Genomic DNA, 23887 nt, shown 5'->3' on the forward strand with positions numbered 1-23887 from the left:
GACGGACGGCCAGTCCCCGCTCACCACCGCAGACCCTGCCACTGCTTTCGCCGCCTGGGTCAACGCCTCCTCGGTCGACGCCTCCTCGCCAGCGCAGCAGCGCTCCGCGCAGCCTTCGTGGTGGCAGCAGCGGCCGCCGCAGTGCCCCGCCGCCGCAGTCGACGCCACCGCGATGTCCCGCTACCGCGATGTCCCGCCGACGCAGTGCCCCACCGCGGCGGTCGACGCCACCGCAGCCGTTGGCACCGCAGTTGGCGTTGCGACCGCCGCAGCGGTTGCCACCGCAGTTGCCGTTACGACCGCCGCAACCGTTGTCGCCGCCTTCGCCGGGGCCCCGTCGCTCCCGCTGCTGCCCTCGCGCTCGTCGTTACAGCCGCCGTCCTCGTCGCGCCAGCCGTCCTCACCGCAGCGGCTGTACCCGCCGCAGCAGCCGTTCCCGCCGCAGCAGCCGTTCCCGCCGCGCCAGCCGTCTCCGCCGCGCCAGCCGTCCCGCCGCAGGAGCCGTCCCGCCGCAGCAGCAGCCACCCTCGCCGCAGCCGTCGCCGCTCCAGCCACAACCGACGTCACCGCCCGGCCGAAGACCGGCCACCCGGAGTCGTCCTAGTCGTCGAAGCCCCTCTCCGCCAGCTCCTCGATCCGCCGCACCGCCTCCCGCGCGTCCCTGCCGGTCGCCGTCACGGTGATCGACTTCCCGCCGGGCGCGCTCAGGCCCATCAACCCCAGCACGCTCGCCGCGTTCGCCTCTTCGTCGCCGTAGCGGACCACCACGTCGGCGTCGAGCTCGGCGACCGTGCGCGACAGCAGGGCCGCCGGGCGTGCGTGGAGGCCGACCTCGTTGGTCAGCAGCACGTCCGCCGACACCGCGTCCGGCACCAGGTGCAGCGCCGGGCGGGACGGGGCCATCACCGGGGCCTCGCCGGAGGCGCCCTCGGCAGCGGCGGCGACATCGGCGAGCGAGGCGCCGCCCTGGGCGGTCACCGCGGCGGCCACCGCGCCCTCCACCAGCGGCGCGTCTACCACCGCGTAGCGGGACGGGTCGTCCGCCGACTCCACGGCCATCTCGGCGGTCATCTTGGCGCTGCCCAGGTCGTAGAGGACCACGACGCCCGAACCGGAGTCGGCGTCGGCCAATGCCTCGACGACCGCGCCGTAGTCGGTGCCCAGGCCGCCCTCCTCCGTGCCGCCCACGGGCGCCACGGTCACGTCCGGCGCCATCTGGGCGGCCAGCTCCGCGACGCCGTTCGCCAGCATGTCGCTGTGCGAGACGACCACCAGGCCGACCCGCTGCACCGCGGCCGCCGTCATGCCTTGGCCGCCGCATCGGCGAACGCGCGCAGCAGCAACGCCGTCGAGCGCGCACCCGGATCGAGGTGCCCGGCACTGCGCTCGCCGAGGTAGGACGCACGGCCCTTGCGCGCCACCATCGGCACCGTCGACTCGGCGCCCTCGGCCGCGGCGTCGGCGGCCGCGCTCAGCACCGCGGAGACCGATCCGCCGCCGGCGTGGGCCGCGGCGGTCACGGCGGGCGTCAGCGCGTCGACCATCGTCTTGTCGCCCACCACCGCCTTGCCGCGCGCCACCACGCCGTCCAGGGCACCCTGCAACGCACGCGCCATCAGCTCTCCGTCCAACTCCTCGGCGTCACCGACCGCGGCGGACGCGCGCAGGAACGCCGTGCCGTACAGGGGTCCGGCCGCACCGCCCACCGTCGAGATCAGCGTGGTGGCCACCAGTTTCAGCACCTTGCCCGGCGTCGCGGGCGGTTCCGCGTCCAAACGCGACACCAGCGCGGTGAAGCCGCGGCGCAGGTTCTCGCCGTGGTCGGCGTCGCCGATCGCCTGGTCCAGCCGCACCAGCTCGTCGCGGTGCTCCTGCACGACGGTGGCGGCCAGGCGCAGCGCCGCCACGACGTCCGAGGCCGTGCACCCCACGTCAGACCCCCCACCGCAGCGCCGCGGTCCGCACGGGCGCGTCCCACAGCTCGACCAGCTCGTCGTCCAGCTTGAGCAGCGTGAGACTCATGCCCTGCATCTCCAGACTGGTGATGTACGGGCCGACGAGCCTGCGCTCCACCGTGATCCTCCGCTGTGCCAACAGGTCCTCCGCGATGCCGTGTGCCAGGTACAGCTCGATCAACGGCGTGCCGCCCATGCCGTTGGTGAACAGCAGCACGCGGTCCCCCTCGGCGAAGGGCAGGTCCGCCACGACCGGGTCGAGCAACGCCGCCACCATCTCAGAAGCCGGCCCGACCGGCACCTTCTGGCGGCCCGGCTCGCCGTGGATGCCGATGCCGATCTCCATCTCGTCGTCGGCCAGCTCGAAGCTCGGCGTGCCGGCGTGCGGCACCGTGCACGGGGTCAGCGCGAGGCCCATCGACCGCACCGAGCCGATCACCCGCTGCGCCAGCGCCTCGCACGCCGCCAGGTCGTAGCCCCGCTCGGCCGCCGCGCCGACGATCTTCTCCAGCAGCACGGTGCCGCCGACCCCCCGCCGACCGGCCGTGTACAGCGAGTCCTGCACCGCCACGTCGTCGTCGATCACCACCGACCGCACCTCGGACTCGGCGAGCTCGCCGGCCATCTCGAAGTTCATGACGTCGCCGGAGTAGTTCTTCACGATCAGCAACGCGCCCGCGCCACCGTCGGTCAGCGCCACCGCGGCGGCGACCTGGTCCGGCGTCGGCGACGTGAACACCGCGCCGGGGCAGGCCGCGTCGAGCATGCCGCTCCCGACGAACCCGCCGTGCAGCGGCTCATGTCCCGACCCGCCGCCCGAAATGATCGCGACCTTGCCGCGCACCGGTGCGTCCGCGCGCACCACCACGGCCGGCTCGTACTGCACCCGCAGCAGGTCGGCATGGGCGGCCTGCATCCCCCGCAGCGCGTCGCGCACCACGGTCTCCGGCTCGTTGATGATCTTCTTCATCCCACACCCTCCCGATCGGCGGTGACCGTGTTCCTTCTTACTCCGAGGGTCTGACACTCGGAACGGGTCAGGGCCCCGATGTGCGTTAGGCTGCCCTAATTCCCGCAGGTCAGAGTGACTGCACGTAGTGGAGGAACAACGTCGTGTCGAAGAGAGCAGCGCTGCTCGTCGCAGTGGCCCTGACCGTGGCCGCCTGCGGCTCCAGCACGCCCGACAAGCCGACCGTCGCCCAGGGAGGCGCCGACTTCGGCAAGGCGACCGAGCTCAGCAACGGCTTCGGCACGACCGCCAAGCCCGGCGAGTTCCCCCGCACGGTCAAGCACGCGATGGGCGAGACCAAGCTGGAGAAGAAACCCGAACGGGTGATCGTCCTCGACACCGGCGAGCTCGACAACGTCGTCGCACTGGGCATCAAGCCGGTCGGCATCGCCTACACCGACGGCTCGCCGACCATGCCCTCCTACATCGGCGACAAGGGCGGCACGCCGGAGAACGTCGGCACGACCAACAACCTCAACCTCGAAGCGATCACCAAGCTGAACCCGGACCTGATCCTGGGCTCGCAGCTGCGCGCGGAGGCCCTCTACCCGAAGCTCTCGGCCATCGCCCCGACCGTGTTCTCGGTGCGCCCCGGCTACGTGTGGAAGGAGAACTTCCTGCTCAACGCCGCCGCGCTGGACCGGCAGGCGGACGCGGCGAAGATGCTGGAGGACTACACGAACAAGGCCGCCGAGACCGGCACGGCGATCGAGCAGAAGCTCGGCGTGCGCCCGACGGTGACGGCGCTGCGCTTCATGCCGGGCAAGATCCGCCTCTACGCCAAGAAGTCGTTCATCGGCACGGTTCTGGTCGACGCCAAGATCCCGCAGCCGACGTCGTCCCAGGTGGACGACCTGGCCGCCGAGGTGAGCACGGAGCAGGTCGGCAAGGCCGACGCCGACCTGCTGCTCTACTCGACCTACGGCGACCCGGCCAAGACCGCGCAGGGCGCCGTGCTCGGCGGTCCGCTGTGGAGCGGCCTCAACGCCGTCAAGGGCGGCAAGGCCAAGCCGGTCGCCGACGAGACCTACTTCCTCGGCCTGGGCGTGCTGGCCGCGAACGTGGTCCTGGACGACCTCAAGAAGCAGGCCGGCGCCTGACGATCGCCCTGCGCGCGGGTGCTCTACCGTCCGAAGAGCATCCGCGCGAGGCGCAGCATCTGCTTGCCCGCGAGCGACGACCGGTCGAACGTCGTCATGTCGATCACGGCCTTGAACCGCTGCTTGGTCACGGCCTTGGCGTAGGCGAACTCGCGCAGCCCGTCCTCGCCGTGGATGCGCCCGAAGCCGGAGTCGCCGACGCCGCCGAAGGGCAGCCCCGGCACCGCCGCGTAGGTGAGCACCGAGTTGATCGACACCATGCCGACCCGCAGCTCCCGCGCCAGCTCCTCACCGCGCGACTTCGAGAACACCGCCGCGCCCAGCCCGTACTTCGACCGGTTCGCGAGCCGCACGCCCTCCAGCGCGTTCGGCACCCGGTTGATCACCACGGTCGGCCCGAAGGTCTCCTCGGTGACCGCCAGCGAGTCCTCCGGCACGTCGGTCAGCACCACCGGTTCGACGTACGGCGGCCGGATCGAGTCCGCGCCGCCGACCAGCGCCTTGCCACCGCGGTCCAGCGCGTCCCGCACGTGCTCGCGGATGATCTCCACCTGCGCCGGCATCGTGATCGGGCCGAGGTTCGCGTTCGGCTCGCCGCCCGGCTTGAGCTTGCGCGCCCGCTTCACCGCGATCTCGATGAACCGGTCCGCCACCTCCTCGGCGACGTACACCCGCTCCACGCCCGCGCACGTCTGGCCGGCGTTCGACACCGCGCCCCAGATCGCCGCCTCGGCGGCGGCGTGCAGGTCGGCGTCCGAGTCGACGATCAGCGCGTCCTTGCCGCCGCACTCGACCAGCACCGGCGTGAGCGTCGTGGCGCACGCGGCCATGACCTTCTTGCCGGTCCGCGTCGAGCCCGTGAAGGCGATCTTGTCGACCCCGGCCGCGCAGAGCGCCGCGCCGGTCTCGCCGAAGCCCGTGACCACCTGGAACACCGGGTACTCCGGTACCGCCTCGGTGAACGTCGAGGCCAGGAACGTGCCCACGCCCGGCGTGAACTCCGACGGCTTGAACACCACGGCGTTGCCGGCGGCCAGCGCGTACGAGATCGAGCCCATCGGCGTGTGCGCCGGGTAGTTCCACGGCCCGATCACGCCGATCACACCCAGCGGCCGGTACTCCAGCGACGCGGTGTGGTTGAACATCAGCATGCCCGCGGAGACCCTGCGCTTGCCCAGCACCCGGCCCGCCTGCCGCGATGCCCAGTGCAGGTGGTCCATGACCAGCGCGATCTCCACGCGCGAGTCGTCGGCGGGCTTGCCGGTCTCCGCGCTGATCAGCGAGACGAGCTCGTCCGCGCGCTGCGAGAGGATCTTGCGCCAGGCGTCGAGCTTGGTCTTGCGCCCCTCGAAGCCCAGGCCCGCCCACCACTGTGCGGCCTCGCGGGCGGAGACCACGGCGTCCTCGACCTCGGCCGCGGTGTGGACCGGGTGGTGCGCCACGACCTCACCGGTGCGCGGGTCCAGCGAGGCGAACCGCCGCTGCTCGCCATCGGCCGACAGCGTGCTGTCCGAAGCGGTCTGCGTCATTGGGCCCTCCGATACTCGCCAGTAACCTGACCCTAACGCGATCTGGTGGAACTTTCAGCCCCCGCGTGGTCCCGCCACGGTAGCCGTGCGCGTCACGCCTTGGGCAGCTTGGGCAGCACGGCCTTCGCGAGCCCGGCCGCGACCTGGCAGCGGTCGAACTCCTTCTCCTTGCTGCCGGCGGCGGAGAACTGCGCCACCTCGCCGCTGCCGCTCGAGTCCCTGGTGCGCACGACGACCAGGTCGCAGGTCGGGAAGGGGCCGTCCTTGAAGACCGCGTAACCCTTCACGCCGCCGAGGTCGAGCTCGGTCTGCTTGTCGTTGAACCTGAGGTCGTTCGGGATGCGCATCGTCTTGAAGTCGAGCTGCAGCTGCGCGCTCTGGCCGCTCCACGAGCAGGCGTGCAGGCCGAAGGACTGCGCACGCGGCGTGGTGCCGAGCGGGTTGACCAGGTCGGCCTTCTCCACGACCGCGCACGGGTCGACCTCGACCGGCGAGCCCTTCGGCGGGTTGTAGCGCTGCGGGTTGCCCTTGAGCTTGCGGACCACGCCCTCGGCGATCTTGCGGCCGGGGTCGCACGGCTCGGCGCCGTCGGTGCCCGTGCCGATCTGCACGCGCACGGCCTGCGGCGGGTCCTCCTGCGTGACGACCGAGACGAAGCACGCGGAGCTGTTCAGCTTCTGCTCGACGCTCTTCAGGCCGGCGATCTGCTTCGTGGCCTTCCGCACCTCGGTGGACAGCAGCGAGTAGCCCAGGTCCAGCGTGACGTTGAGCGTCTTGCCCGCCTTGTCCTTCATGTAGTTCGAGCAACGCGTGTAGGAACTGCTCGTGTACCGCGACGGCGTGCCGACCGTCTCCAGCACGTCCTTGCTGATCACCGCGCACGGGTCGACCAGGCGCAACCGCTCGGCGGCGAACGCCGGGTCGGCCGGCTTGTTCGGCTGCGCGGTCGACCCGACCGTCGGGTCGGTCGACGTCGCCTCCGAGCCGGCGGCCACGGTGCGGCGCGCGGAGTGGGTCTTCGCGAGACCGGGACCGGTGGCGCATCCGGCCAGCAGCAGCGCGGCGGCGGCGACCAGCGCCGTGGCACGAAAACGAAGCACGACGTGCACGTTAGCGACCTTTCGGCGCGCTCGTGGCCACTACCCCGGCCTTGCGGCCGTGGCTGAGGTCACTGTCCGCTACGGGAACGATTCAGAAGATCAACGCGCTACACCAGGTGAAGACCCCGACCAGAAGGAGAGACGTGCTCAACCGCATTCGCCGCGCAGTCAACTGGATCGACGCGTGGACGATCGAGGCCTTCAACCCCGTTTACCCCACCCGTCCGCGGTCATAGCTCCTTGAGCGGCTGCTTTTCCGTGTCCGCGAACTGAGGCCGCAGCATCGCCCACGCGGCGAACAACACCGCGATGACCACCATGGCGATGCCGGCCCACAGGTTGATGTTGACCCCTTCGGCCTTCTCCAGGTCGGCGTCCGAGGTGAACGCGAGCCCGACGACGACCAGTACAACGCCGTACAGGCCGAAGAGGAAAGCGATGATCAGTCGCAGGTCGAACAACCTCATGACGGCCTCCCTCAGCCGAACAGGACGTAGAGAACGGTCGTCAGCACCAGCACTCCGCCGCCGAGCAGGGCGGGCGAGCGGTACCAGCCCGCGTCCTCGCCGGTGGTGGAGTGCGAGCGGTCCTTCTTCGGCGTGAGGCTGTAGACCAGCCCGACCAGCTCGCTGTCCGGCTTCGGCCGCGTGACGAGGCTGACCGCGACGCTCACGACGATGTCCACCACGAACGCGAGACCCGCGCCGAGGAAGCTCGCGCCCTGACCGGGCAGCTCCAGCAGCCCGATGCCGAACGACGGCTCCGAGACGGCGTAGATGAACATCGCGGTGAGCGTGCCCGCGAGCAGACCCACCCAGCCGGCGGTGGGCGTCATCCGCTTCCAGAACATGCCCAGGATGAACGTCGCGAACAACGGCGCGTTGAAGAACGAGAACAGCGCCTGGATGTAGTCCATGATGTTGGACCCGCCGAGCGCGGCCGCGATGAACGCCGTGCCGATCGCAAGCACACACGCGCCGACCGTGGCGAGCCGCCCGATCCGCAGGTAGTACTCGTCCGGCCGGTCCTTCTTGATGTAGTCCTGCCACAGGTCGTACGTGAAGACCGTGTTGAACGAGCTGACGTTCGCCGCGACACCGGCCATGAAGCTGGCCAGCAGACCCGTGATCGCGACGCCGAGGATGCCGTTGGGCAGCAGGTCGCGCATCAGCAGCGGCAGGACGTTGTTGTAGACCACGCCACTGCTCGTGTCGCCCGCCTTGAGCTGCGCCATCTCCGGCACGATCACCGCGGCGATGATGCCGGGAATGATGATGATCGCCGGGATGAGCGCCTTGGGGTACGCACCGATGATCGGTGTGCGCTTGGCCGCCGACATCGACTTCGCGCTCATCGCGCGCTGCACCTCGGCGAAGTTCGTCGTCCAGTAACCGAACGACAACACGAACCCAAGACCGAACACGAGCCCGATGACACTCCACACGGGGCTGTTGATGCCGGTGAGCTCGGTGGCGGGCCAGGCGGACAGCTGCTCGGCGTCGGTGACCTTGTCGACCAGCCCCTGCCAGCCACCGACCTTGATCAGGCCGAGGATCGTGATCGGCGCGAGAGCGGCCACGATCACGAAGAACTGCAGCACCTCGTTGTAGATGGCGGCACTCAGCCCGCCGAGCGTCGTGTACGCGAGCACGACCATCGCCGCGACCACGATCGACACCGGCAGCGGCCACCCGAGCAGCGCGTCGATGATCACCGCGAGCGCGAACAGGTTGATGCCCGCGATCAGGATCTGCGCCACGGCGAAGCTGATGGCGTTGACGAGGTGCGCCGGCTTGCCGAACCGGCGGCGCATGAACTCGGGAACACTGCGCACCTTGGAGCCGTAGTAGAACGGCATCATCACCAGACCGAGGAACACCATCGCGGGGATGGCGCCGATCCAGTAGTAGTGCACGGTCGCCATGCCGTACTGCGCACCGTTGGCCGTCATGCCCATCAGCTCGAGCGCACCGAGGTTCGCGCTGATGAACGCGAGGCCGGTCACCCACGCGGGCAACGACCGCCCGGACAGCAGGAAGTCGAGGCTGGAGGAGACGGATCGCCGGGCCATCAGGCCGATGCCGAGCACCACGGCGAAGTAGATGACGAGCAACGCGTAGTCGATCGGTCCCGCATCAAGCCGCAGGTCCGCCTCAGCCATCACCGACACCGCTCACCTCCCAAACTCGAACAGAGTCGAACATCAACGACCAGGAGGCAACGCTACTCCGGGTGCGGGCCTTGTTACCCCGATGGCTTGATCACAAAACCACGATGTGCGAGGAGTCGCTCACTGAAGCCGGGTGAGACACCAAAACCGGGTGCGCGTGCGGTTCACGCCATCGAGACTGCCGACGTGACCTGCCTGATGTGCGGTGCCCTGGAAACGCGCAGAGCCGACTACCCGTTCGGGCCGCTCGAGGACTGGCTCACCCTCTTCTACTTCCGTTCGCAGGCGTCGGCGGGCTCTCCCGGCCTCGGCTGATCAGAACAGGCGCTGATCAGAACAGGCGGAACTCGTCCGGCTCGATCCCCCGCAACGCGTCGTAGTCCAGCACCACGCACCGGATCCCGCGGTCTTCGGCCAGCACCCGCGCCTGCGGCTTGATCTGCTGCGCCGCGAACACCCCGCGCACCGGCGCGAGCAGCGGGTCGCGGTTGAGCAGCTCCAGGTACCGGGTCAGCTGTTCCACGCCGTCGATCTCGCCGCGGCGCTTGATCTCCACGGCGACCGACGCGCCGGAGGCGTCGCGGCACATCAGGTCCACGGGGCCGATGGCGGTCGGGAACTCGCGGCGCACCAGGGTCCAGCCGTCGCCGAGGGTGGTGACGTGCTTGGCGAGGAGCTTCTGCAGGTCGGCTTCGACGCCGTCCTTCTGCAGGCCGGGTTCGGGGCCGAGCTCGTGCTTGGAGTCGTGCAGGACCTCGTCGAGGGTGATGATCAGCTTCTCACCCGCCTTGTTCTGCACGGTCCAGATGTCCGGGTCCTCGATGAGCCAGCACGGCGGGCTCATCCAGTTCAGCGGCTTGTACGCGCGGTCGTCGGAGTGGATCGACACGGAGCCGTCGGCCTTGACCAGCAGCAGTCGCTGGGCCATGGGCAGATGGGCGGTGAGTCGTCCGACGTAGTCGACCTGGCAGCGAGCGATGACGAGACGCACCGCGACAGGCTACGGGGTGCGCCCGCGAACGAGTCGTTAGGTACGGTCCGTGCCGTGGAAAGCCTCGGCACCCGTCAGGTGTACGCAAACCCGTGGATGACCGTTCGCGAGGACGAGATCCTGCGCGCGGACGGCACAAAGGGCATCTACGGCGTGGTGGACAAGCCGGACTACGCGCTGGTCATCCCGCTCGACGGCGAACGCGTGCGGCTCGTCGAGCAGTACCGCTACCCGCTCGGGTTGCGGCGGTGGGAGTTCCCGCAGGGCACCGCGCCGGACCGCGCCGACTCCGACCCGCTCGCCCTGGCCGCCCGTGAGCTGCGCGAGGAGACCGGGCTGCGGGCCGGCAAGCTCGTCGAACTCGGCGTGATCGACGTGGCGCCGGGCATGTCGTCGCAGCGCGGCTGGGTGTTCCTCGCGACCGACCTCACGGAGGGCTTCCACGAGCGGGAGCCTGAGGAGCAGGACATGCGCTCGGCGTGGTTCGCCCGTGCCGAGTTCGAGGCGATGATCGCGAAGTCGGAGATCACCGACGCGCAGTCGATCGCCGCGTACACGCTGCTCCTGCTGCACGAGCACGCCCAGCCCTAGGCCTGACCGCCCTGGAACGCGGCCCGGTAGCTCTGCGGTGAGGTCCCGGCGATCCGCTTGAACCGGTCGCGGAACGCCGTGGCCGAGCCGAACCCGACCCGGCTCGCGATCAGCTCCACCGGGTGCCTCGTCGTCTCCAGCAGGTGCTGCGCCTGGCGGATGCGCGCCCGGTGCAGCCACTGCAACGGTGTCGTGCCGGTCTGTTCGCGGAACCGCCGGTTCAACGTGCGCGTGCTCATCCCGGCGTGGGCGGCCACGTCCGCCAGCGCCAGGTCGCGGGCGGCGTTGGCCTCCAGCCACCGCAGCAGCGGTTCGAGCCCGGCACCCTGCGGCGCCACCGGTGGCGTGACGATGAACTGCGCCTGGCCGCCCTCGCGTTCCAGCGGCATCACGGCCAGCCGGGCCGCGTCGGCCGCCGCCGCGGAGCCGTGGTCGCGCCGGATCATGTGCAGGCACAGGTCCAGTCCCGCCGCGGCACCCGCGGAGGTGAGGAACTGGCCGTTGTCGACGTAGAGCACGTCCGGGTCGACGTCCACGGCCGGGTGGCGTGCCGCCAGTTCCGCCGCCGCCAGCCAGTGCGTGGTCGCCCGCATCCCGTCGAGCAGGCCGGTCGCCGCGAAGACGAACGCGCCCGAGCAGATCGACGCGATCCGGGTTCCTCGCGCGGCCGCGGCGCGCACCGCCTCGACGACCCGCGGTGGCACCACGAGCGAGGCGGCGTGGCCGGGCAGGATGATCGTGTCCACTTCGGACAGCAACTCCAAGCCGTGCGGCACCTTCAGCTCGAACAGCTCGGTGCTGACCGTCCTCCTCGGACCGCACAGCCGGACCCGGTACCGCCCGGTCCGGTGGAACGCCTCCAGCGGCACCGTGAAGTCGAACGGCACCACGCTGTCCATCACCACCACGGCCACCTCGTGCACGACCACCACGATAGCTGGCGAGAATCCGTTGGAACATGGCATTCCAGCCACTCCTCCCCCACCGGTCCCGCTCCTACGGTGTGATCAACAGACCGAAGGAGTGGCAAGTGAGAGCGCAAGTGGTGTTGTTCGACGGCTTCGACCCGTTGGACGCGATCGGCCCGTTCGAGACGCTGTCCGGTGGTGGCATGGACGTCGAGCTGGTGTCGGCGGAAGGACCGCGCGACGTGCCGAGTGGCCTGGGCTTCTCCCTGGCGGCGACGGCCGGGCTGGACCCGGACCACGCTGACCTGGTCGTGGTTCCCGGAGCCGTCGCCGGCACCGAGGACGAGATCCTCGCGTTGCTTGGCAAGGCCGCCGGAACGCTCGGGGCACCGCTGCGGCGGGCCGTCGAGCGGGCCGGCCTGACGGTCGCGACGGTGTGCGGCGGCTCGCTGGTGCTCGCGATGGCCGGCCTGATCACCGGCCGCACCGCCACCACCAACCACCTCGGCCTGCACGCGCTGGAGGCCATGGGCGTGACCGCCGTCCGCACCCGCCTCGTCGACGACGGCGACCTGGTCACCGCCGCCGGCGTCACCTCGGGCGTGGACCTCGGTCTCTACCTGGTCGAACGCGAGATCGGCGCGCAGAAGGCCGTCGAGCTGGAAACGATGTTCGCCCACGAGCGCCGCGGCACCGTGTGGAGCGCGGCATGAGCAAGCTCTTCCTCTCGTTGCACGTCCTCGCCGCCATCATCGCGATCGGCCCGGTCACCGTGGCGGCCAGCATGTTCCCGAAGGCCGTCGCCACCGACGGCAACGCGGCGCTGCTGCACCGGATCTGCCGGGTCTACGCCCTGATCGGCATCTCGGTGCCGGTCCTCGGCTTCGCGACGGCCGGCGTGATGGGCGTGACCGGTCACCCGTGGGTGGTCGTGTCGGTCGCGCTCACCACCGCCGCCGCGTTCCTGCTGGCCCTCAAGGTCCTCCCCGGCCAGGAACAGGCGCTGAAGACCGGGAACGTCAAGCACCTGGCCATGTACACCGGGATGTTCAACCTGCTCTGGGCGACCGTGACCGTGCTGATGATCCTGCGGCCCGGCTCCACCACGGGCGCCTAGACGAGTAAGTCCTAAGTCCGGGTGGTGGCTGGAGACGGACAAAGGGTGTTCAAGATCAGTTTGTGAGGACCGACCTGAACACCCTTCTGACCGCACTCTACGTCAAGATCGATGACCACCTGGGCAGGCTCGCCCGGATCGGACGGCCACCACGGCTGACCGACGCCGAACTGCTGACTCTTGCCGTCGCCCAAGCCTTGCTGGGCATCCGCTCCGAAGCTCGATGGCTGAGGTTCCTGCCCCGTCACCTGCCCGGCGCTTTCTCCTACCTGCCACAGCAATCCGGCTACAACAAGCGGCTGCGCACCGCGGTTCCGCTGCTCAAGCACGTCATCCGCATGCTCGCGCACGACACCGACCTGTGGACCGACGCGACCTGGGTCGTGGACTCCACCCCGGTCGAATGCGGCCGTTCCCGCGAGACCACCAAGCGCTCCGAACTGGCCGGCTGGGCCGGCTACGGCTACTGCTCATCGCATTCACGGTTCTTCTGGGGCTTGCGCCTGCACCTGGTATGCACCCCGGCCGGCCTGCCGGTCACCTGGGCGCTGGCCAACCCGAAGATCGACGAGCGCCAAGTGCTGATGGCAATCCTGGACCACGACCCGTCCGTGCTGGCGGACCGGCCCGGTCTGCTGATCATCGCGGACAAGGGCTACGTTTCCCGCGAGCTCGACGCGTTCCTGGCCGAACGCGGAGTCCGGCTGCTGCGCCCGTCATATCGCAACCGCACCCCGCACCCGGCCGAGCACCTGCTCAAACCCGTCCGGCAGCTGATCGAGTCGGTCAACGACACCCTCAAAGGCCAGCTCGACCTCGAGCTGCACGGCGGCCGCACCATCGACGGCGTGACCGCCCGCATCGCCCAACGCGTGCTCGCGCTGACCGCCGCGATCTGGCACAACCGCGCCACCGGCCAGCCCATCACCCGCTCACTGATCGCCTACGACCACTGATCAGTTAGGACTTACTCGTCTAGCGCGGGCTACCGCTGGGACGTCGGCCGCACCACGACCTCGTTCACGTCGACCTCGGCGGGCTGCGCGACGGCGTACGTGATGGCCTCACCGATCGCCGACGCGGGCAGCGCGCCCTTGCGGAAGTCCGCCATCAGGTCCGCCGCGTAGTCCTCGGTGATGGTGTCGGCCAGCTCGGACTCCGTGACACCGGGCGAGATCACGGTGACCCGCAGGTCGTCGCGCTCCTGCCGCAGGCCTTCGGAGATCGCCCACACCGCGTACTTCGTCGCGCAGTACACGGCGGCGGTCGGCATCACCATGTGCGCGCCGATCGAGGCGACGTTCACGACGTGGCCGCCGCCGGTGAACCGCGGCAGCACGGCCGCGATGCCGTTCAGCACGCCCTTGATGTTGACGTCGACCATCCGGTCCCACTCGTCGACCTTGAGCGAGTCCATGAGCGACAACGGCATGACGCCCGCGTTGTTCACCAGCACGTCGACCTGCCCGTACCGTTCGACCGCCGCGTCCACGAACGACTGGAACGACGCCCGCGAGGTCACGTCCAGCTCCCGGTAGCCGCCGCCGGTCTCCTCCGCCAGCGCCGCCAGCCGGTCCACCCGCCGCGCGCCCAGGAACACGCGGTGCCCGGCCTTCGCCAGGACGCGGGCCGTGGCCGCACCGATGCCGCTGGACGCTCCACTGATCACCACAACTTTGCTCATGGCCACCACGATGGCCAGCGGCGACAGCGCCGACCAGGACGCCTTCTGCCTAGGTGTGCCACACCCGGGCAGGAACGCATCCGCACCAATAGGCTCGGAGACGTGCTCGGCGAGTTCCTGAAAGCCCACCGCGCCCGCGTCGACCCGAAGGACGCGGGCCTGCCCTCGCACACTCCGCGCAAGGTCACGGGCCTGCGCCGGGAGGAGGTCGCCGTGCTGGCCGGTGTGAGCGCCGACTACTACGCACGGCTGGAGCAGGGCCGCGAGACCAACCCGTCCGCCCAGGTCCTCGACGCCCTCAGCCGGGCCCTGCGCCTCGACGCCGACGCCCGCGCGCACCTGCACCGCCTGGCCGGGGTCGTCGCCGAGGAGGGCCACGAGACGAACGTGGTCAGCCCCGAACTGCGGCAGCTGATGAGCGGGATGCACGACATGCCGGCGTTCGTGATGAACTCGCTGCTCGACATCCTCGCCATGAACGCGCTGGCCGAAGCCCTGTACGAGCCGTTCACGCCCGCCGACAACGCGGCGCGGATGACGTTCCTCGACCCGGCCGCCACGAGCTTCTACCCGCGCTGGCACTGGGTCGCGCAGAGCACCGTCGCGCACCTGCGCCAGACCGCCGACCCGAGGTCCCGGCGCCTTGAGCGGATGGTCGCCGAGCTCAGCCGCAACCCGGTGTTCGAGGAGCTGTGGGAGCAGCACGAGGTGCGCGGGAAGACCCAGGACGCCAAGGAGTTCGTGCACCCCGCGGTCGGCCGGTTGCAGCTCGCCTACCACTCGTTCGACGTCCGCGAGGCGCCCGGCCAGTCCCTCGTGGTCTACCAGGCGGAACCCGGCCCGAACGCCGACGCGCTGAGGCTGCTCGCCACTAGTCGGGCCACACGGGCTGCCGCTTCTCCAGGAACGACGCCCGTCCCTCTGTGGCTGACGGGGACTGCGACGTCTCGGTCATGACCGCCAGCGCGATGTCGTAGGCCTCCGCCTCCGGCCGGTCGAGCTGGGCGTAGACGGTCCGCTTGCCGACCGCCTTCGACGCCCGCGAGCCGCGGGTGGCCCGTGCCAGCAGGTCGTCGACCTCGGTGTCCAGCGCGTCGGCCGGCACCGCGCGGTTGATCAGGCCCCACTCCACGGCGGTGGCGGCGTCGATGACGTCACCGGTGAGCACCAGCTCCATCAACCGCTTGCGGCCGATCGACCGCGCCACGGGCACCGCCGGCGTGTGGCAGAACCACCCGGCCTTCCCGCCGGGCAACGAGAACCCCGCGGTGTCGGCGGCGACGGCCAGGTCGCACGACGCCACCAGCTGGCACCCGGCCGCCGTCGCCAGCCCCTGCACGCGTGCGATCACGACCTGCGGCACGGACTGGATCGTCTTCATCAGCACCGTGCACAGCTCCAGCAGCAGCCGCACGCCCTCCTCGTCGCGCGCGTGCACGTCCGCGAAGTCGTGGCCGGCGCTGAACACCGGTCCCTCGGCGCCGAGCACGATGCCCGCCGCGTCCGACGCACCGGCCTCGCGGAACGCCTCCAGCAGCTCCGCCAGGTGCTCGGCGGACAGCGCGTTGCGCTTGGCCGCGCGGTTCATCGTGATCCGGACTACCGACCCATCGCGCGCAACGTCGACCATTCCGCGAATCTAGGGCCCTACGCCGGTGAACGCACCTCACGGATCACGGTGACGATCTCGTCCATGATCTCGGTCAGCTCGTAGTCCTTGGGCGTGAACACGCGCGCCACACCGCGTTCGCGCAGCTTCGCGGCGTCGTCGGGCGGGATGATGCCGCCGACGATCACCGGGATGTCCCCGGCACCGGCCGCGCGCAGCCCGTCGACCACCGCCGGCACGACCTCCAGGTGCGACCCGGACAGGATCGACAGGCCGACGACGTGCACGTCCTCCTGCACCGCCGCGGCCACGATCTGCGACGGCGTCAGGCGGATGCCCTGGTAGACGACCTCGAAGCCGACGTCGCGGGCCCGCACGGCGACCTGCTCGGCGCCGTTGGAGTGCCCGTCCAGCCCCGGTTTGCCGACCAGCATCCGCAGCCGCTCGCCGATCTCCTCGCTGGTCGCGCGCACCCGGTCGCGCACCCGCGCGATCTCCGAGCCGGCCTCGCCGGACGCCGAGGCACCGGAGACACCCGTAGGCGCCCGGTACTCGCCGAACGTGTCCCGCAACGCCTGCGACCACTCCCCGGTCGTCACACCGGCGCGCGCACACGCCAGCGTCACCTCGACCAGGTTCCGGTCGGTCTTCGCCGCCTCGCGCAACGCGTCCAGCGCCGCTTCGACCGCGGCGTTGTCACGGGAGGCACGCCACTGCCGGATCGCCTCGACGGCGTGCATCTCGACGACCGGGTCGATGGTCTCGATCGCGTTCGCACCCTCGGCCTGCAACGGCGAGGGCTCGGTGGTGTCGAACTTGTTGACGCCGACGACGACCTCTTCGCCGGACTCGACCCGGCGCCGCCGGTCGGCCAGCGACGACACCAGCTGCGACTTCATGTAGCCGGACTCGACGGCCGCGACCGCGCCGCCCATCGCCTGCACGCGGTCGATCTCCTCCCGCGCACCGGCGAGGATCTCGTTGACCTTGGCCTCGATGACCGGCGAGCCGTCGAAGACGTCCTCGTACTCCAGCAGGTCCGTCTCGTAGGCCAGCACCTGCTGCATGCGCAACGCCCACTGCTGGTCCCACGGCCGCGGCAGGCCCAGTGCCTCGTTCCACGCGGGCAGCTGGATCGCGCGGGCACGGGCGTTGCGGGACAACGACACCGCGAGCATCTCCAGCACGATGCGCTGGACGTTGTTCTCCGGCTGCGCCTCGGTCAGGCCGAGGGAGTTGACCTGCACGCCGTAGCGGAACCGGCGGTGCTTCGGGTTCTCGACGCCGTAGCGCTCCAGCGTGATCTCGTCCCAGAGCTGGGCGAACGCGCGCATCTTGCACATCTCCTCGATGAACCGCACACCGGCGTTCACGAAGAAGGAGATGCGGGCGACGACGTCACCGAACTTCTCCTGCGGCACCTGACCTGAGTCGCGCACCGAGTCGAGCACCGCGATCGCCGTGCACATCGCGTACGCGACCTCCTGCGCCGGCGTCGCGCCGACCTCCTGGAGGTGGTAGCTGCAGATGTTGATCGGGTTCCACTTCGGCACGTTCGACACGGTCCACGCGACCATGTCGGTGATCAGCCGCAGCGACGGTCCCGGCGGGAACACGTAGGTGCCGCGGGACAGGTACTCCTTGATGATGTCGTTCTGCGTGGTGCCGGCCAGCGCCGACGGGTCGGCGCCCTGCTCCTCGGCCACGGTGACGTAGAGCGCGAGCAGCCACATGGCCGTCGCGTTGATCGTCATCGACGTGTTGGCGCTGCCGAGCGGGATCTGGTCGAAGAGCTGCCGCATGTCGCCGATGTGGCTGATCGGCACACCGACCTTGCCGACCTCGCCCTTGGCGAGCTCGTCGTCGGGGTCGTAGCCGGTCTGCGTGGGCAGGTCGAACGCCACCGACAGGCCGGTCTGCCCCTTCGCGAGGTTGCGGCGGTAGAGCGCGTTGGAAGCGGCGGCCGACGAGTGGCCCGCATACGTGCGCATCACCCAGGGGCGGTCACGTTCACGGTCAGCTGGGTACGGCACAGCACCTCCCGAACAGCGTCGTTGTCCGGAGCGTACTGGCCGGTAACCAATGCTGCGCGTGCGCTTGCTCACTGAATCGTGACCGGAAAGAGCATGATGAAGCGGTGACGCTGATTTACCAGACGGTCGTCGTGTTCACGGTGCTCGGCCTGCTGGCGCTGCTGTTGCGCTACTTCGTGGGCAACGACCGGAGGCCCGTGCCGGATCTCGACGGCACGGACTTCGGGTTGCTGAGCGAGGTCGCGCTCGTGCCCACGGAGGAGGCGGCGAACGTCCTCGTGCGGAAGCTGAAGCAGAACGGCGTCAAGGCCACGCGTTCGCGCAACGCGCCCTACCGGGTGATGGTGTGGCCCGCGGACGTCGCGAACGCGCGGCTGGTGCTCAAGACCTGACCGCCTGGGTCAGGACTCGGAGCTGACCCGCTCCACGTCGGCGCCGAGCTTGCGGAGGTTCTCCACGAAGCCGGGGTAGCCGCGCTCGATGTGGAAGATCTCGTACACCTCGGTGGCCCCGTCCGCGCACAGCCCGGCCAGCACCAGCCCCGCACCGGCCCGGATGTCCGACGCCCACACCGGCGCACTCGACAGCTTGTCGACGCCGCGGATGACCGCGTGGTGCCCGTCGGTGCGCGCGTCGGCGCCGAGCCGGATCATCTCGTCGATGAACCGGAACCGCGCCTCGAACAGGTTCTCGGTGATCATCGCGGTGCCCTCGGACACCGCGGACAGCGCGATGGCGAACGGCTGGTTGTCGGTGGCGAAGCCGGGATAGGGCAGCGTCACGAAGTCGACCGCCTTCGGCCGCCCCTCCATGACCACCCGGAAGCCCTCGTCCTCGCCCTCGTAGACGGTCACCTCGGCGCCCGCCATGCGCAGCTTCTCCAGCACCAGGTCCAGGTGGTGCGGGTTCACCCCGCGCACCCGCACGTCACCCCGCGTCATGGCGGCGGCGAAGCCCCAGGTGGCACCGACGATCCGGTCACCGATGACCCGGTGCTCGGTCGGCTTCAGCTCGCTGACACCGTGCACCGTCAGCGTGGACGTGCCGGCGCCCTCGATCTTCGCGCCCATCTGGGTCAGCATCAGGCAGAGGTCGACGATCTCCGGCTCGCGCGCCGCGTTGTCGATGACCGTCGTGCCGTTGGCCAGCACGGCCGCCATCAGGATGTTCTCGGTGGCCCCCATGCTGGGGAAGTCGAGCCAGATCTGCGCGCCGTGCAGCCCCTCGGCCTCGGCGACGATGCACCCGTGCTCGATCCACGTCTTGGCCCCGAGCTTCTCGAGCCCGCTCTGGTGCATGTCCAGCGGCCGCGACCCGATGGCGTCCCCGCCCGGCAACGCCACGACGGCCCGCTTGCACCGTCCGACCAGCGGCCCGAGCACGCAGATGCTGGCCCGCAGCTTGCCCATCGCCTCGGAGTCGGCGTGGTAGCTCAGCTCGGTGGGCGTGGTGATCCTCGCCACGTCACCGTCGAGCTCGACCTCGCACCCCAGGCTGCGCAACGCGTCCGCCATCAACGGCACGTCCAGGATGTCCGGGCAGTTGGTGAGGGTTGTCGTCCCTTCAGCCAACAGGGCAGCCGCCATCAGCTTCAGGACGCTGTTCTTGGCGCCGACGACCTCGACCTCGCCGACCAGACGCGCGCCGCCGTGTACCCGGAAATGCTCGCTCACGCGGCAATCCTACGTAGGGCCATAGAGTGCCAGCCATGGCGGTGCATCTCACCAAGATCTACACGCGCGTGGGCGACGACGGCACGACCGGTCTCGGCGACTTCTCCCGCGTCCAGAAGACCGATCCGCGCATCGAGGCCTACGCCGACGTCGACGAGACGAACGCGTCCCTCGGCGTGGCCCTGGCCCTGGGCTCCCTGCCCGACGACGTCCACGACGTCGTCCGCAAGGTCCAGAACGACCTCTTCGACGTCGGAGCAGACCTCTGCACCCCGATCGTCCCCGACCCGAAGTACCCACCGCTGCGCATCACCCAGGCCTACGTGGACCGCCTGGAGAGCTACTGCGACACGTTCAACGAGCGCCTGGCCACACTGGACTCGTTCATCCTGAACGGCGGCACCCCCGGCGCAGCCCTGCTGCACCAGGCCCGCACCATCGCCCGCCGCGCGGAACGCCGCGCCTGGTCACTCGTCGAAGCCGACGCCGAACGCACGAACGTCCTGACGGCCAAGTACCTGAACCGCCTGTCGGACCTGCTGTTCATCCTGGCGCGGGTGGCCAACCCGGACGGCGACGTGCTCTGGAAGCCCGGCGGCAACGCCTGACAGCCGGGGCAGCGACCCGCTGAAGGCGTCTTTCAACTAGCCCAGGGAATGGACCGGCCCGGAGGCGCTGACTCCAACCAGGACAAGAATCCTGTCAGCGCATCCGGGCCCATCGCGATCTCGACCTCACCCGACGCGGACCGGCACCGCAGCACCGTCGCCCCCACCGGCATCGCATACGCCTCGGGCCCCGTGGGCTCCCGCCGCGCGTCGATCTCAAGGCCGTCTCTGGAAATCATCTCGTCCGGACGGGACCCCAGCGAAAGCACCCGGAACCAGGCGAACGAGTCGCCCCGGTAGTGCCCCACGCCGAGGTGCCAGCCCCGTCCGCGGTCGTCGAACCGGCTGCGCAGGGCGACGTGCACGCCGCCTTCGCGCAGCAGCCGGATCCGGCGCCAGGCGAAGTAGGCGATGACGACCGCCGCCACGAAAAGGATCGATCCGGCAATCTCGGTGATCCCCATGGCTGGGCCCTCGCGCCCGGTCTCAGGCCGACTGTTCCACGGCCCGCACACGCGCTGTCGCACGTGCGCGTTCTGCGTCGTCCGCGTCCTGCAGCGCCGATCGCGCCGCGTCCACGTCGATCTCGCCCGCGAGCTCGGCGTCCTCGGCGAGAATCGATACGCCGGAACCGGTCACGGACAGGAAGCCACCATGCACGGCGGCGGTCACCAGTGCGCCGTCCGTCGTGCGGATTCGCACCACACCGCCCTCGACCAGCTGACCGAGAACGGGCTCGTGACCGGGCAGGATGCCGATCTCGCCCTCGGTCGTCTGCGCCGAAACGGAAGTGGCCTCACCGGACCACAGGCGGCGTTCAACGGCGACCAGTTCAACGGTCATCTCGGCCACGCGCATCTCCCTCGTCGTCTGGAGTCGAACTGAGTCTAAACGGTCGCCTGACACCCTTGCCGCCCCGCCCGGTGTCAGCGCGTTCGCCGACCGCCGGAGGGGGACGTGCACGGGTTCGGGGAGTTCGTGGCGCTGCGCGCGCAAGCCTTGCCGCGCACCGCAGACCTGTTGTGCGGCGGCGACTTGCAGCCATAGCCCGTGTTGCCGAGACTGACGTCTCAGCGGCACCGAGGGTGTTCTGGGCGACAACCACTCCCGCCGGCTCGGTCGTGCCCGATGCCGTGATGCCGGTGCGGATCACGTTGCCGGACGGCCAGGGCCTCCTGCTCCCCCAAGCGCGCGCACTGCTCGGCCCTGAGGACGCAGGGCTCGCCCCGTCAGGCGCCACGGAGGTCGCGCTGTGGCAGTCCGGCCGGACCACGGTCGTCCCGTTGTGGTCAGCCGTGCCACGACCGCCACAGCGCCGAGTACGTGCCGTCGAGGGCAACCAGCTCGTCGTGCGTGCCCAGCTCCACGACCCGGCCGGCGTCGACGACCGCGATCCGGTCGGCATCCCGCGCGGTCTGCAGCCGGTGCGCGATCGCGATCACCGTGCGGCTCTCCCGCACGGCCGCTATCGCGCGCTCGGCGTGCCGGGTCGTCGCCGGGTCGAGCGACGACGTGGCCTCGTCCAGCACCAGCGTGTGCGGATCGGCGACCTCGACCCGGGCGAGCGCGAGTTGCTGTGCCTGAGCGGGGCCCAGCGTCACACCACCCGCGCCGAGCACCGTGTCCAGCCCGTCCGGCAGCGCCTCCACCCACCGCGCACCCACTGTCCGCAACGCCTCGGCCAGCCGCTCGTCCGGCGCGCCGGGAGCCGCCATCGCCAGGTTCTCCCGCAGGGTGCCGATGAAGACGTGGTGCTCCTGCGTCACCAGCACGACTCGTTGATCGCCCGCCGCCACAAGGTCCGCGACCGGCACGCCGCCGACCAGCACCGATCCCTCCCTCGGCCGGTCGACCCCGGCGATCAACCGTCCCAGCGTCGACTTGCCCGCACCGGACACGCCGACGACCGCGAGCCGTTCGCCCGGCTGCACCACGAGGTCCACGCCGTGCAACACCTCGTGTCCGTCCACATAGGAGTACCGCACCCCGCGCAGCTCGATGAGGTCACCGTCGGGCACACCGGTCTCCCGTGCGGGCTCGACCTGCGCCCCGATCCCCTCGACCCGCGCGAACGACGCCGCACCGCGCTGGAGGTTCTCCGCCCAGAACAGAATCCGGTCCATCGGGTCGACCAGTCGCCACACCAGCAGGCTGCCGGTGACCACGACGTCGATCCCCACCCAGCCGGAGAGGTGCGAGAGACCACCGACCAGCAGCACCAGCGCGGTCGGCAGCACGTTGACGAACTCGACGACCGGGAACAACACGCTGCGCAGCAACAAGGTCCGCATCCGGGTCGCGTGCGAGACGGCGATGGCCCCGTCCGAGGCCGCCACCACCCGCGCCCGCAGCCCGTAGGTCTCGATGGTCCTGCTGCCCTCGCCGACCGCCGCGGTCAGCTCGGCCACGTCCGCACCGGCCTCGCTCTCCGCGAGGTAGGCGGTCCGCGCCCGCCGGAGGTACCAGCGCAGCACCCACGCCACGACCGGCATCCCGGTCAGCGCCGCCAGTCCGAGCACCGGGTCCAGCAGCAAGACCGCCACGAACACCACCGCCAGGTGCACCACGCCGGTGAACACCTCGGGCGCGCCGTCCCGCAGCGTCACGCCAACGGTGCCCACGTCGCTCGTGACGCGCGTGAGCAGGTCACCGACACCGAGCCGGTCCACCACCCGCGCCGGCAACGCCAGCGAGCGCGCCACCGCCTCCTCCCGCGACGACGCCAGCACCCGCTCACCCAGCCGCGTCGCCAGCAGACTGCTGTACCGCACCAGCACCAGGTGCACCACCGCCGTCCCCAGGACTCCGGCCGCCATCCAGTCCACAGTGGACAAGGTCAGTCCACCGCGCTGGATCCCACCCACGATCTTGCCCAGCAGGTAGGGCCCGACCAACCCGGCCAGCGCCGTCGCGAGGGTGAGCAGCGACACCGCCACCAGCGCACCGCGTTCGCCCCGCATCAGCCGCAGCGCCGCCCGCCGCACCTCCTGCCGGTCCGCGACCGGCAACCGGGTCACCGGCTCTCCTCCAGCGCCGGGTCGAGGCGCACCACGTGGTCCGCCTGCCCCACCCACAACGGCGACGACGACACGACCACCGTGGTCCGCCCGTCCCGCACCTGCTTCACCCGCCGCGCGACCACCCCTTCGGTCACCGCGTCGAGCGCCGACGTCGGCTCCACCAGCACCAGCACCTCCGGCGCACTGAGCAGGGCCCGCACAAGCCGCAACCGCTGCCGCTGCCCGCCGGACACGTTGCGCCCTTGCGCCTCCAGCTGTGACTCCAACCCGTCCGGCAACGCCTCCACGACGTCCACCGCAGCAGCAGCCCACACCGCCTGCTCCAACGCCAGTTCGTCGTGCTGCGCCACCGAGACGGCCTCCCGCACCGTGCCGCGGAACAGGTAGTCGTCGTTGTCCGCCACCAACCCCAACGGCTCCACCACCTCCCGAGCCGCTTCCGCATCCGCCGACACGACCACCGTTAACGCACCGCGCTGAACCGCGATCCCCGCCGCCCGCTCCCCCTCGTCCGGCCGCAACGCCAGCAGCTCTACGACCCGCCGTGCCGACACCAACGCTCGCGGCACCGAGTCTGCCGACTCCACCAGGAAACTGACCGGCACGAGCAACGTGGTGACGTAGAGGTAGACCGCCACCATCTCGGGAACGGTGATCTCCCCGCTCACCGCCATCCGCGCCACGATCCACGTGACCACCGCCAGGAACAGCACGGGCAGCACCCACATCACCTGCACCCAGCTGTGCCACACGGCCACCCGGTACCCATCGGCCCGCACATCCGCGGACA

Annotated in this window: 26 protein-coding genes; 9 read left to right on the plus strand and 17 right to left on the minus strand. The window is 70.4% G+C overall.

From position 1 onward, the window contains the following. Positions 1-600: 600 nt before the first annotated feature. Genes dhaM through dhaK form a run of 3 tightly spaced genes read right to left on the minus strand, consistent with a single transcriptional unit; the run spans position 601 to position 2925 of the window. On the minus strand, positions 601-1305 hold the full coding sequence (gene dhaM, locus ADL03_RS38825) for a dihydroxyacetone kinase phosphoryl donor subunit DhaM (RefSeq protein WP_053738643.1): 705 nt from the start codon (positions 1303-1305) through the stop codon (positions 601-603). Then, positions 1302-1931: a dihydroxyacetone kinase subunit DhaL gene (gene dhaL, locus ADL03_RS38830; protein WP_053738644.1), complete on the minus strand. Its 630-nt coding sequence runs from the start codon at positions 1929-1931 to the stop codon at positions 1302-1304. The genes dhaM and dhaL overlap by 4 nt, the downstream gene beginning before the upstream one ends. A 1-nt stretch (position 1932) precedes the next feature. Next, positions 1933-2925, minus strand: a complete 993-nt coding sequence (dhaK, locus tag ADL03_RS38835) for a dihydroxyacetone kinase subunit DhaK (protein ID WP_053738645.1) — start codon at positions 2923-2925, stop codon at positions 1933-1935. A 143-nt stretch (positions 2926-3068) separates the two neighbouring features. Between dhaK and ADL03_RS38840 the strand changes: the two genes are divergently transcribed. Beyond that, the gene (locus ADL03_RS38840; RefSeq protein ID WP_053738646.1) at positions 3069-4064 is read left to right on the plus strand and encodes an ABC transporter substrate-binding protein; all 996 of its coding nucleotides are present in this window, start codon (positions 3069-3071) and stop codon (positions 4062-4064) included. Between the two features lie 23 nt (positions 4065-4087). Here ADL03_RS38840 and ADL03_RS38845 read toward each other — a convergent pair whose 3' ends face one another. The 4 genes from ADL03_RS38845 to ADL03_RS38860 all read right to left on the minus strand — a co-directional run bounded on the left by ADL03_RS38845 (position 4088) and on the right by ADL03_RS38860 (position 8854). Then, a complete protein-coding gene (locus tag ADL03_RS38845; RefSeq protein WP_053738647.1) occupies positions 4088-5593 on the minus strand; it encodes an aldehyde dehydrogenase family protein in 1506 nt (501 codons plus the stop codon). A gap of 92 nt (positions 5594-5685) precedes the next feature. Beyond that, positions 5686-6693, minus strand: coding sequence for a DUF3558 family protein (locus tag ADL03_RS38850; protein WP_197289033.1), 1008 nt, complete (start codon positions 6691-6693; stop codon positions 5686-5688). Positions 6694-6923: 230 nt separating this feature from the next. After that, positions 6924-7160: a hypothetical protein gene (locus ADL03_RS38855; RefSeq protein WP_053738649.1), complete on the minus strand. Its 237-nt coding sequence runs from the start codon at positions 7158-7160 to the stop codon at positions 6924-6926. Between the two features lie 11 nt (positions 7161-7171). After that, positions 7172-8854 (minus strand): sodium:solute symporter family protein, encoded by a 1683-nt coding sequence (locus tag ADL03_RS38860; protein ID WP_197289034.1) that lies wholly within the window; start codon positions 8852-8854, stop codon positions 7172-7174. Positions 8855-9049: 195 nt separating this feature from the next. Between ADL03_RS38860 and ADL03_RS50330 the strand changes: the two genes are divergently transcribed. After that, positions 9050-9178, plus strand: a complete 129-nt coding sequence (locus ADL03_RS50330) for a hypothetical protein (protein WP_255353451.1) — start codon at positions 9050-9052, stop codon at positions 9176-9178. Positions 9179-9194: 16 nt separating this feature from the next. Here the strand turns inward: ADL03_RS50330 and nucS are convergent, their stop codons facing one another. Next, positions 9195-9854: an endonuclease NucS gene (gene nucS, locus ADL03_RS38865; protein ID WP_053738651.1), complete on the minus strand. Its 660-nt coding sequence runs from the start codon at positions 9852-9854 to the stop codon at positions 9195-9197. A 96-nt stretch (positions 9855-9950) separates the two neighbouring features. On the opposite strand from nucS, the gene ADL03_RS38870 reads away from it, so the two are divergent. Further along, positions 9951-10445 carry an NUDIX hydrolase gene (locus ADL03_RS38870; protein WP_053738664.1) on the plus strand — a complete coding sequence of 165 codons (495 nt, stop codon included), beginning with the start codon at positions 9951-9953 and terminating at the stop codon, positions 10443-10445. Here the strand turns inward: ADL03_RS38870 and ADL03_RS38875 are convergent. Then, positions 10442-11368 carry a GlxA family transcriptional regulator gene (locus tag ADL03_RS38875; protein WP_053738665.1) on the minus strand — a complete coding sequence of 309 codons (927 nt, stop codon included), beginning with the start codon at positions 11366-11368 and terminating at the stop codon, positions 10442-10444. The genes ADL03_RS38870 and ADL03_RS38875 overlap by 4 nt on opposite strands. A 107-nt stretch (positions 11369-11475) precedes the next feature. Between ADL03_RS38875 and ADL03_RS38880 the strand changes: the two genes are divergently transcribed. The 3 genes from ADL03_RS38880 (at position 11476) to ADL03_RS38890 (ending at position 13426) form a co-directional block, all read left to right on the plus strand. Then, positions 11476-12066: a DJ-1/PfpI family protein gene (locus ADL03_RS38880; protein WP_053738652.1), complete on the plus strand. Its 591-nt coding sequence runs from the start codon at positions 11476-11478 to the stop codon at positions 12064-12066. Beyond that, on the plus strand, positions 12063-12470 hold the full coding sequence (locus ADL03_RS38885; protein ID WP_053738666.1) for a hypothetical protein: 408 nt from the start codon (positions 12063-12065) through the stop codon (positions 12468-12470). The genes ADL03_RS38880 and ADL03_RS38885 overlap by 4 nt, the downstream gene beginning before the upstream one ends. Before the next feature lie 62 nt (positions 12471-12532). Then, positions 12533-13426, plus strand: a complete 894-nt coding sequence (locus tag ADL03_RS38890) for an IS982 family transposase (RefSeq protein ID WP_053738653.1) — start codon at positions 12533-12535, stop codon at positions 13424-13426. A gap of 29 nt (positions 13427-13455) precedes the next feature. On the opposite strand, the gene ADL03_RS38895 is transcribed toward ADL03_RS38890, so the two are convergent. Continuing rightward, a complete protein-coding gene (locus ADL03_RS38895) occupies positions 13456-14154 on the minus strand; it encodes an SDR family oxidoreductase (RefSeq protein WP_053738654.1) in 699 nt (232 codons plus the stop codon). Between the two features lie 102 nt (positions 14155-14256). On the opposite strand from ADL03_RS38895, the gene ADL03_RS38900 reads away from it, so the two are divergent. Further along, entirely contained in the window at positions 14257-15111 is an 855-nt protein-coding gene (locus tag ADL03_RS38900; RefSeq protein WP_157529664.1) for a helix-turn-helix transcriptional regulator, read from the plus strand. Here the strand turns inward: ADL03_RS38900 and ADL03_RS38905 are convergent. Both ADL03_RS38905 and ADL03_RS38910 read right to left on the minus strand, forming a co-directional pair. Beyond that, positions 15026-15784: an enoyl-CoA hydratase-related protein gene (locus ADL03_RS38905; RefSeq protein ID WP_082373860.1), complete on the minus strand. Its 759-nt coding sequence runs from the start codon at positions 15782-15784 to the stop codon at positions 15026-15028. The genes ADL03_RS38900 and ADL03_RS38905 overlap by 86 nt on opposite strands. Positions 15785-15801: 17 nt before the next feature. Further along, positions 15802-17868 (minus strand): protein meaA, encoded by a 2067-nt coding sequence (locus ADL03_RS38910; RefSeq protein WP_369809066.1) that lies wholly within the window; start codon positions 17866-17868, stop codon positions 15802-15804. 32 nt (positions 17869-17900) lie between these two features. On the opposite strand from ADL03_RS38910, the gene ADL03_RS38915 reads away from it, so the two are divergent. Next, positions 17901-18188 (plus strand): hypothetical protein, encoded by a 288-nt coding sequence (locus tag ADL03_RS38915; protein WP_053738657.1) that lies wholly within the window; start codon positions 17901-17903, stop codon positions 18186-18188. Positions 18189-18197: 9 nt separating this feature from the next. On the opposite strand, the gene murA is transcribed toward ADL03_RS38915, so the two are convergent. Then, entirely contained in the window at positions 18198-19469 is a 1272-nt protein-coding gene (gene murA / locus ADL03_RS38920; RefSeq protein WP_053738658.1) for a UDP-N-acetylglucosamine 1-carboxyvinyltransferase, read from the minus strand. A 35-nt stretch (positions 19470-19504) separates the two neighbouring features. Between murA and ADL03_RS38925 the strand changes: the two genes are divergently transcribed. Then, positions 19505-20077: a cob(I)yrinic acid a,c-diamide adenosyltransferase gene (locus ADL03_RS38925; protein ID WP_053738659.1), complete on the plus strand. Its 573-nt coding sequence runs from the start codon at positions 19505-19507 to the stop codon at positions 20075-20077. A gap of 32 nt (positions 20078-20109) precedes the next feature. On the opposite strand, the gene ADL03_RS38930 is transcribed toward ADL03_RS38925, so the two are convergent. The 4 genes from ADL03_RS38930 to ADL03_RS38945 form a co-directional block, all read right to left on the minus strand. Beyond that, the gene (locus tag ADL03_RS38930; RefSeq protein ID WP_053738660.1) at positions 20110-20541 is read right to left on the minus strand and encodes a DUF2550 domain-containing protein; all 432 of its coding nucleotides are present in this window, start codon (positions 20539-20541) and stop codon (positions 20110-20112) included. Positions 20542-20563: 22 nt separating this feature from the next. Continuing rightward, on the minus strand, positions 20564-20929 hold the full coding sequence (locus ADL03_RS38935; protein WP_053738668.1) for a F0F1 ATP synthase subunit epsilon: 366 nt from the start codon (positions 20927-20929) through the stop codon (positions 20564-20566). 437 nt (positions 20930-21366) lie between these two features. After that, on the minus strand, positions 21367-23094 hold the full coding sequence (locus ADL03_RS38940; protein WP_053738661.1) for an ABC transporter ATP-binding protein: 1728 nt from the start codon (positions 23092-23094) through the stop codon (positions 21367-21369). Then, the coding region (locus ADL03_RS38945) for an ABC transporter ATP-binding protein (protein WP_157529665.1) at positions 23091-23887 on the minus strand (797 nt) is incomplete at its 5' end. The genes ADL03_RS38940 and ADL03_RS38945, both read right to left, overlap by 4 nt.

The organism is Nocardia sp. NRRL S-836, assembly GCF_001279525.1.
Taxonomy (GTDB): Bacteria; Actinomycetota; Actinomycetes; order Mycobacteriales; family Pseudonocardiaceae; genus Lentzea.

Bases quoted from the DNA above. Each gene is read 5' to 3' on its own strand.
- ADL03_RS38885 (WP_053738666.1), top strand. From the start codon at position 12,063: ATGAGCAAGCTCTTCCTCTCGTTGCACGTCCTCGCCGCCATCATCGCG.
- ADL03_RS38895 (WP_053738654.1), bottom strand. From the start codon at position 14,154: ATGAGCAAAGTTGTGGTGATCAGTGGAGCGTCCAGCGGCATCGGTGCG.
- ADL03_RS38860 (WP_197289034.1), bottom strand. From the start codon at position 8,854: ATGGCTGAGGCGGACCTGCGGCTTGATGCGGGACCGATCGACTACGCG.
- ADL03_RS38925 (WP_053738659.1), top strand. From the start codon at position 19,505: ATGGCGGTGCATCTCACCAAGATCTACACGCGCGTGGGCGACGACGGC.
- ADL03_RS38845 (WP_053738647.1), bottom strand. From the start codon at position 5,593: ATGACGCAGACCGCTTCGGACAGCACGCTGTCGGCCGATGGCGAGCAG.
- ADL03_RS38905 (WP_082373860.1), bottom strand. From the start codon at position 15,784: ATGGTCGACGTTGCGCGCGATGGGTCGGTAGTCCGGATCACGATGAAC.
- dhaM (WP_053738643.1), bottom strand. From the start codon at position 1,305: ATGACGGCGGCCGCGGTGCAGCGGGTCGGCCTGGTGGTCGTCTCGCAC.
- ADL03_RS38930 (WP_053738660.1), bottom strand. From the start codon at position 20,541: ATGGGGATCACCGAGATTGCCGGATCGATCCTTTTCGTGGCGGCGGTC.
- ADL03_RS38855 (WP_053738649.1), bottom strand. From the start codon at position 7,160: ATGAGGTTGTTCGACCTGCGACTGATCATCGCTTTCCTCTTCGGCCTG.
- ADL03_RS38870 (WP_053738664.1), top strand. From the start codon at position 9,951: ATGACCGTTCGCGAGGACGAGATCCTGCGCGCGGACGGCACAAAGGGC.
- dhaK (WP_053738645.1), bottom strand. From the start codon at position 2,925: ATGAAGAAGATCATCAACGAGCCGGAGACCGTGGTGCGCGACGCGCTG.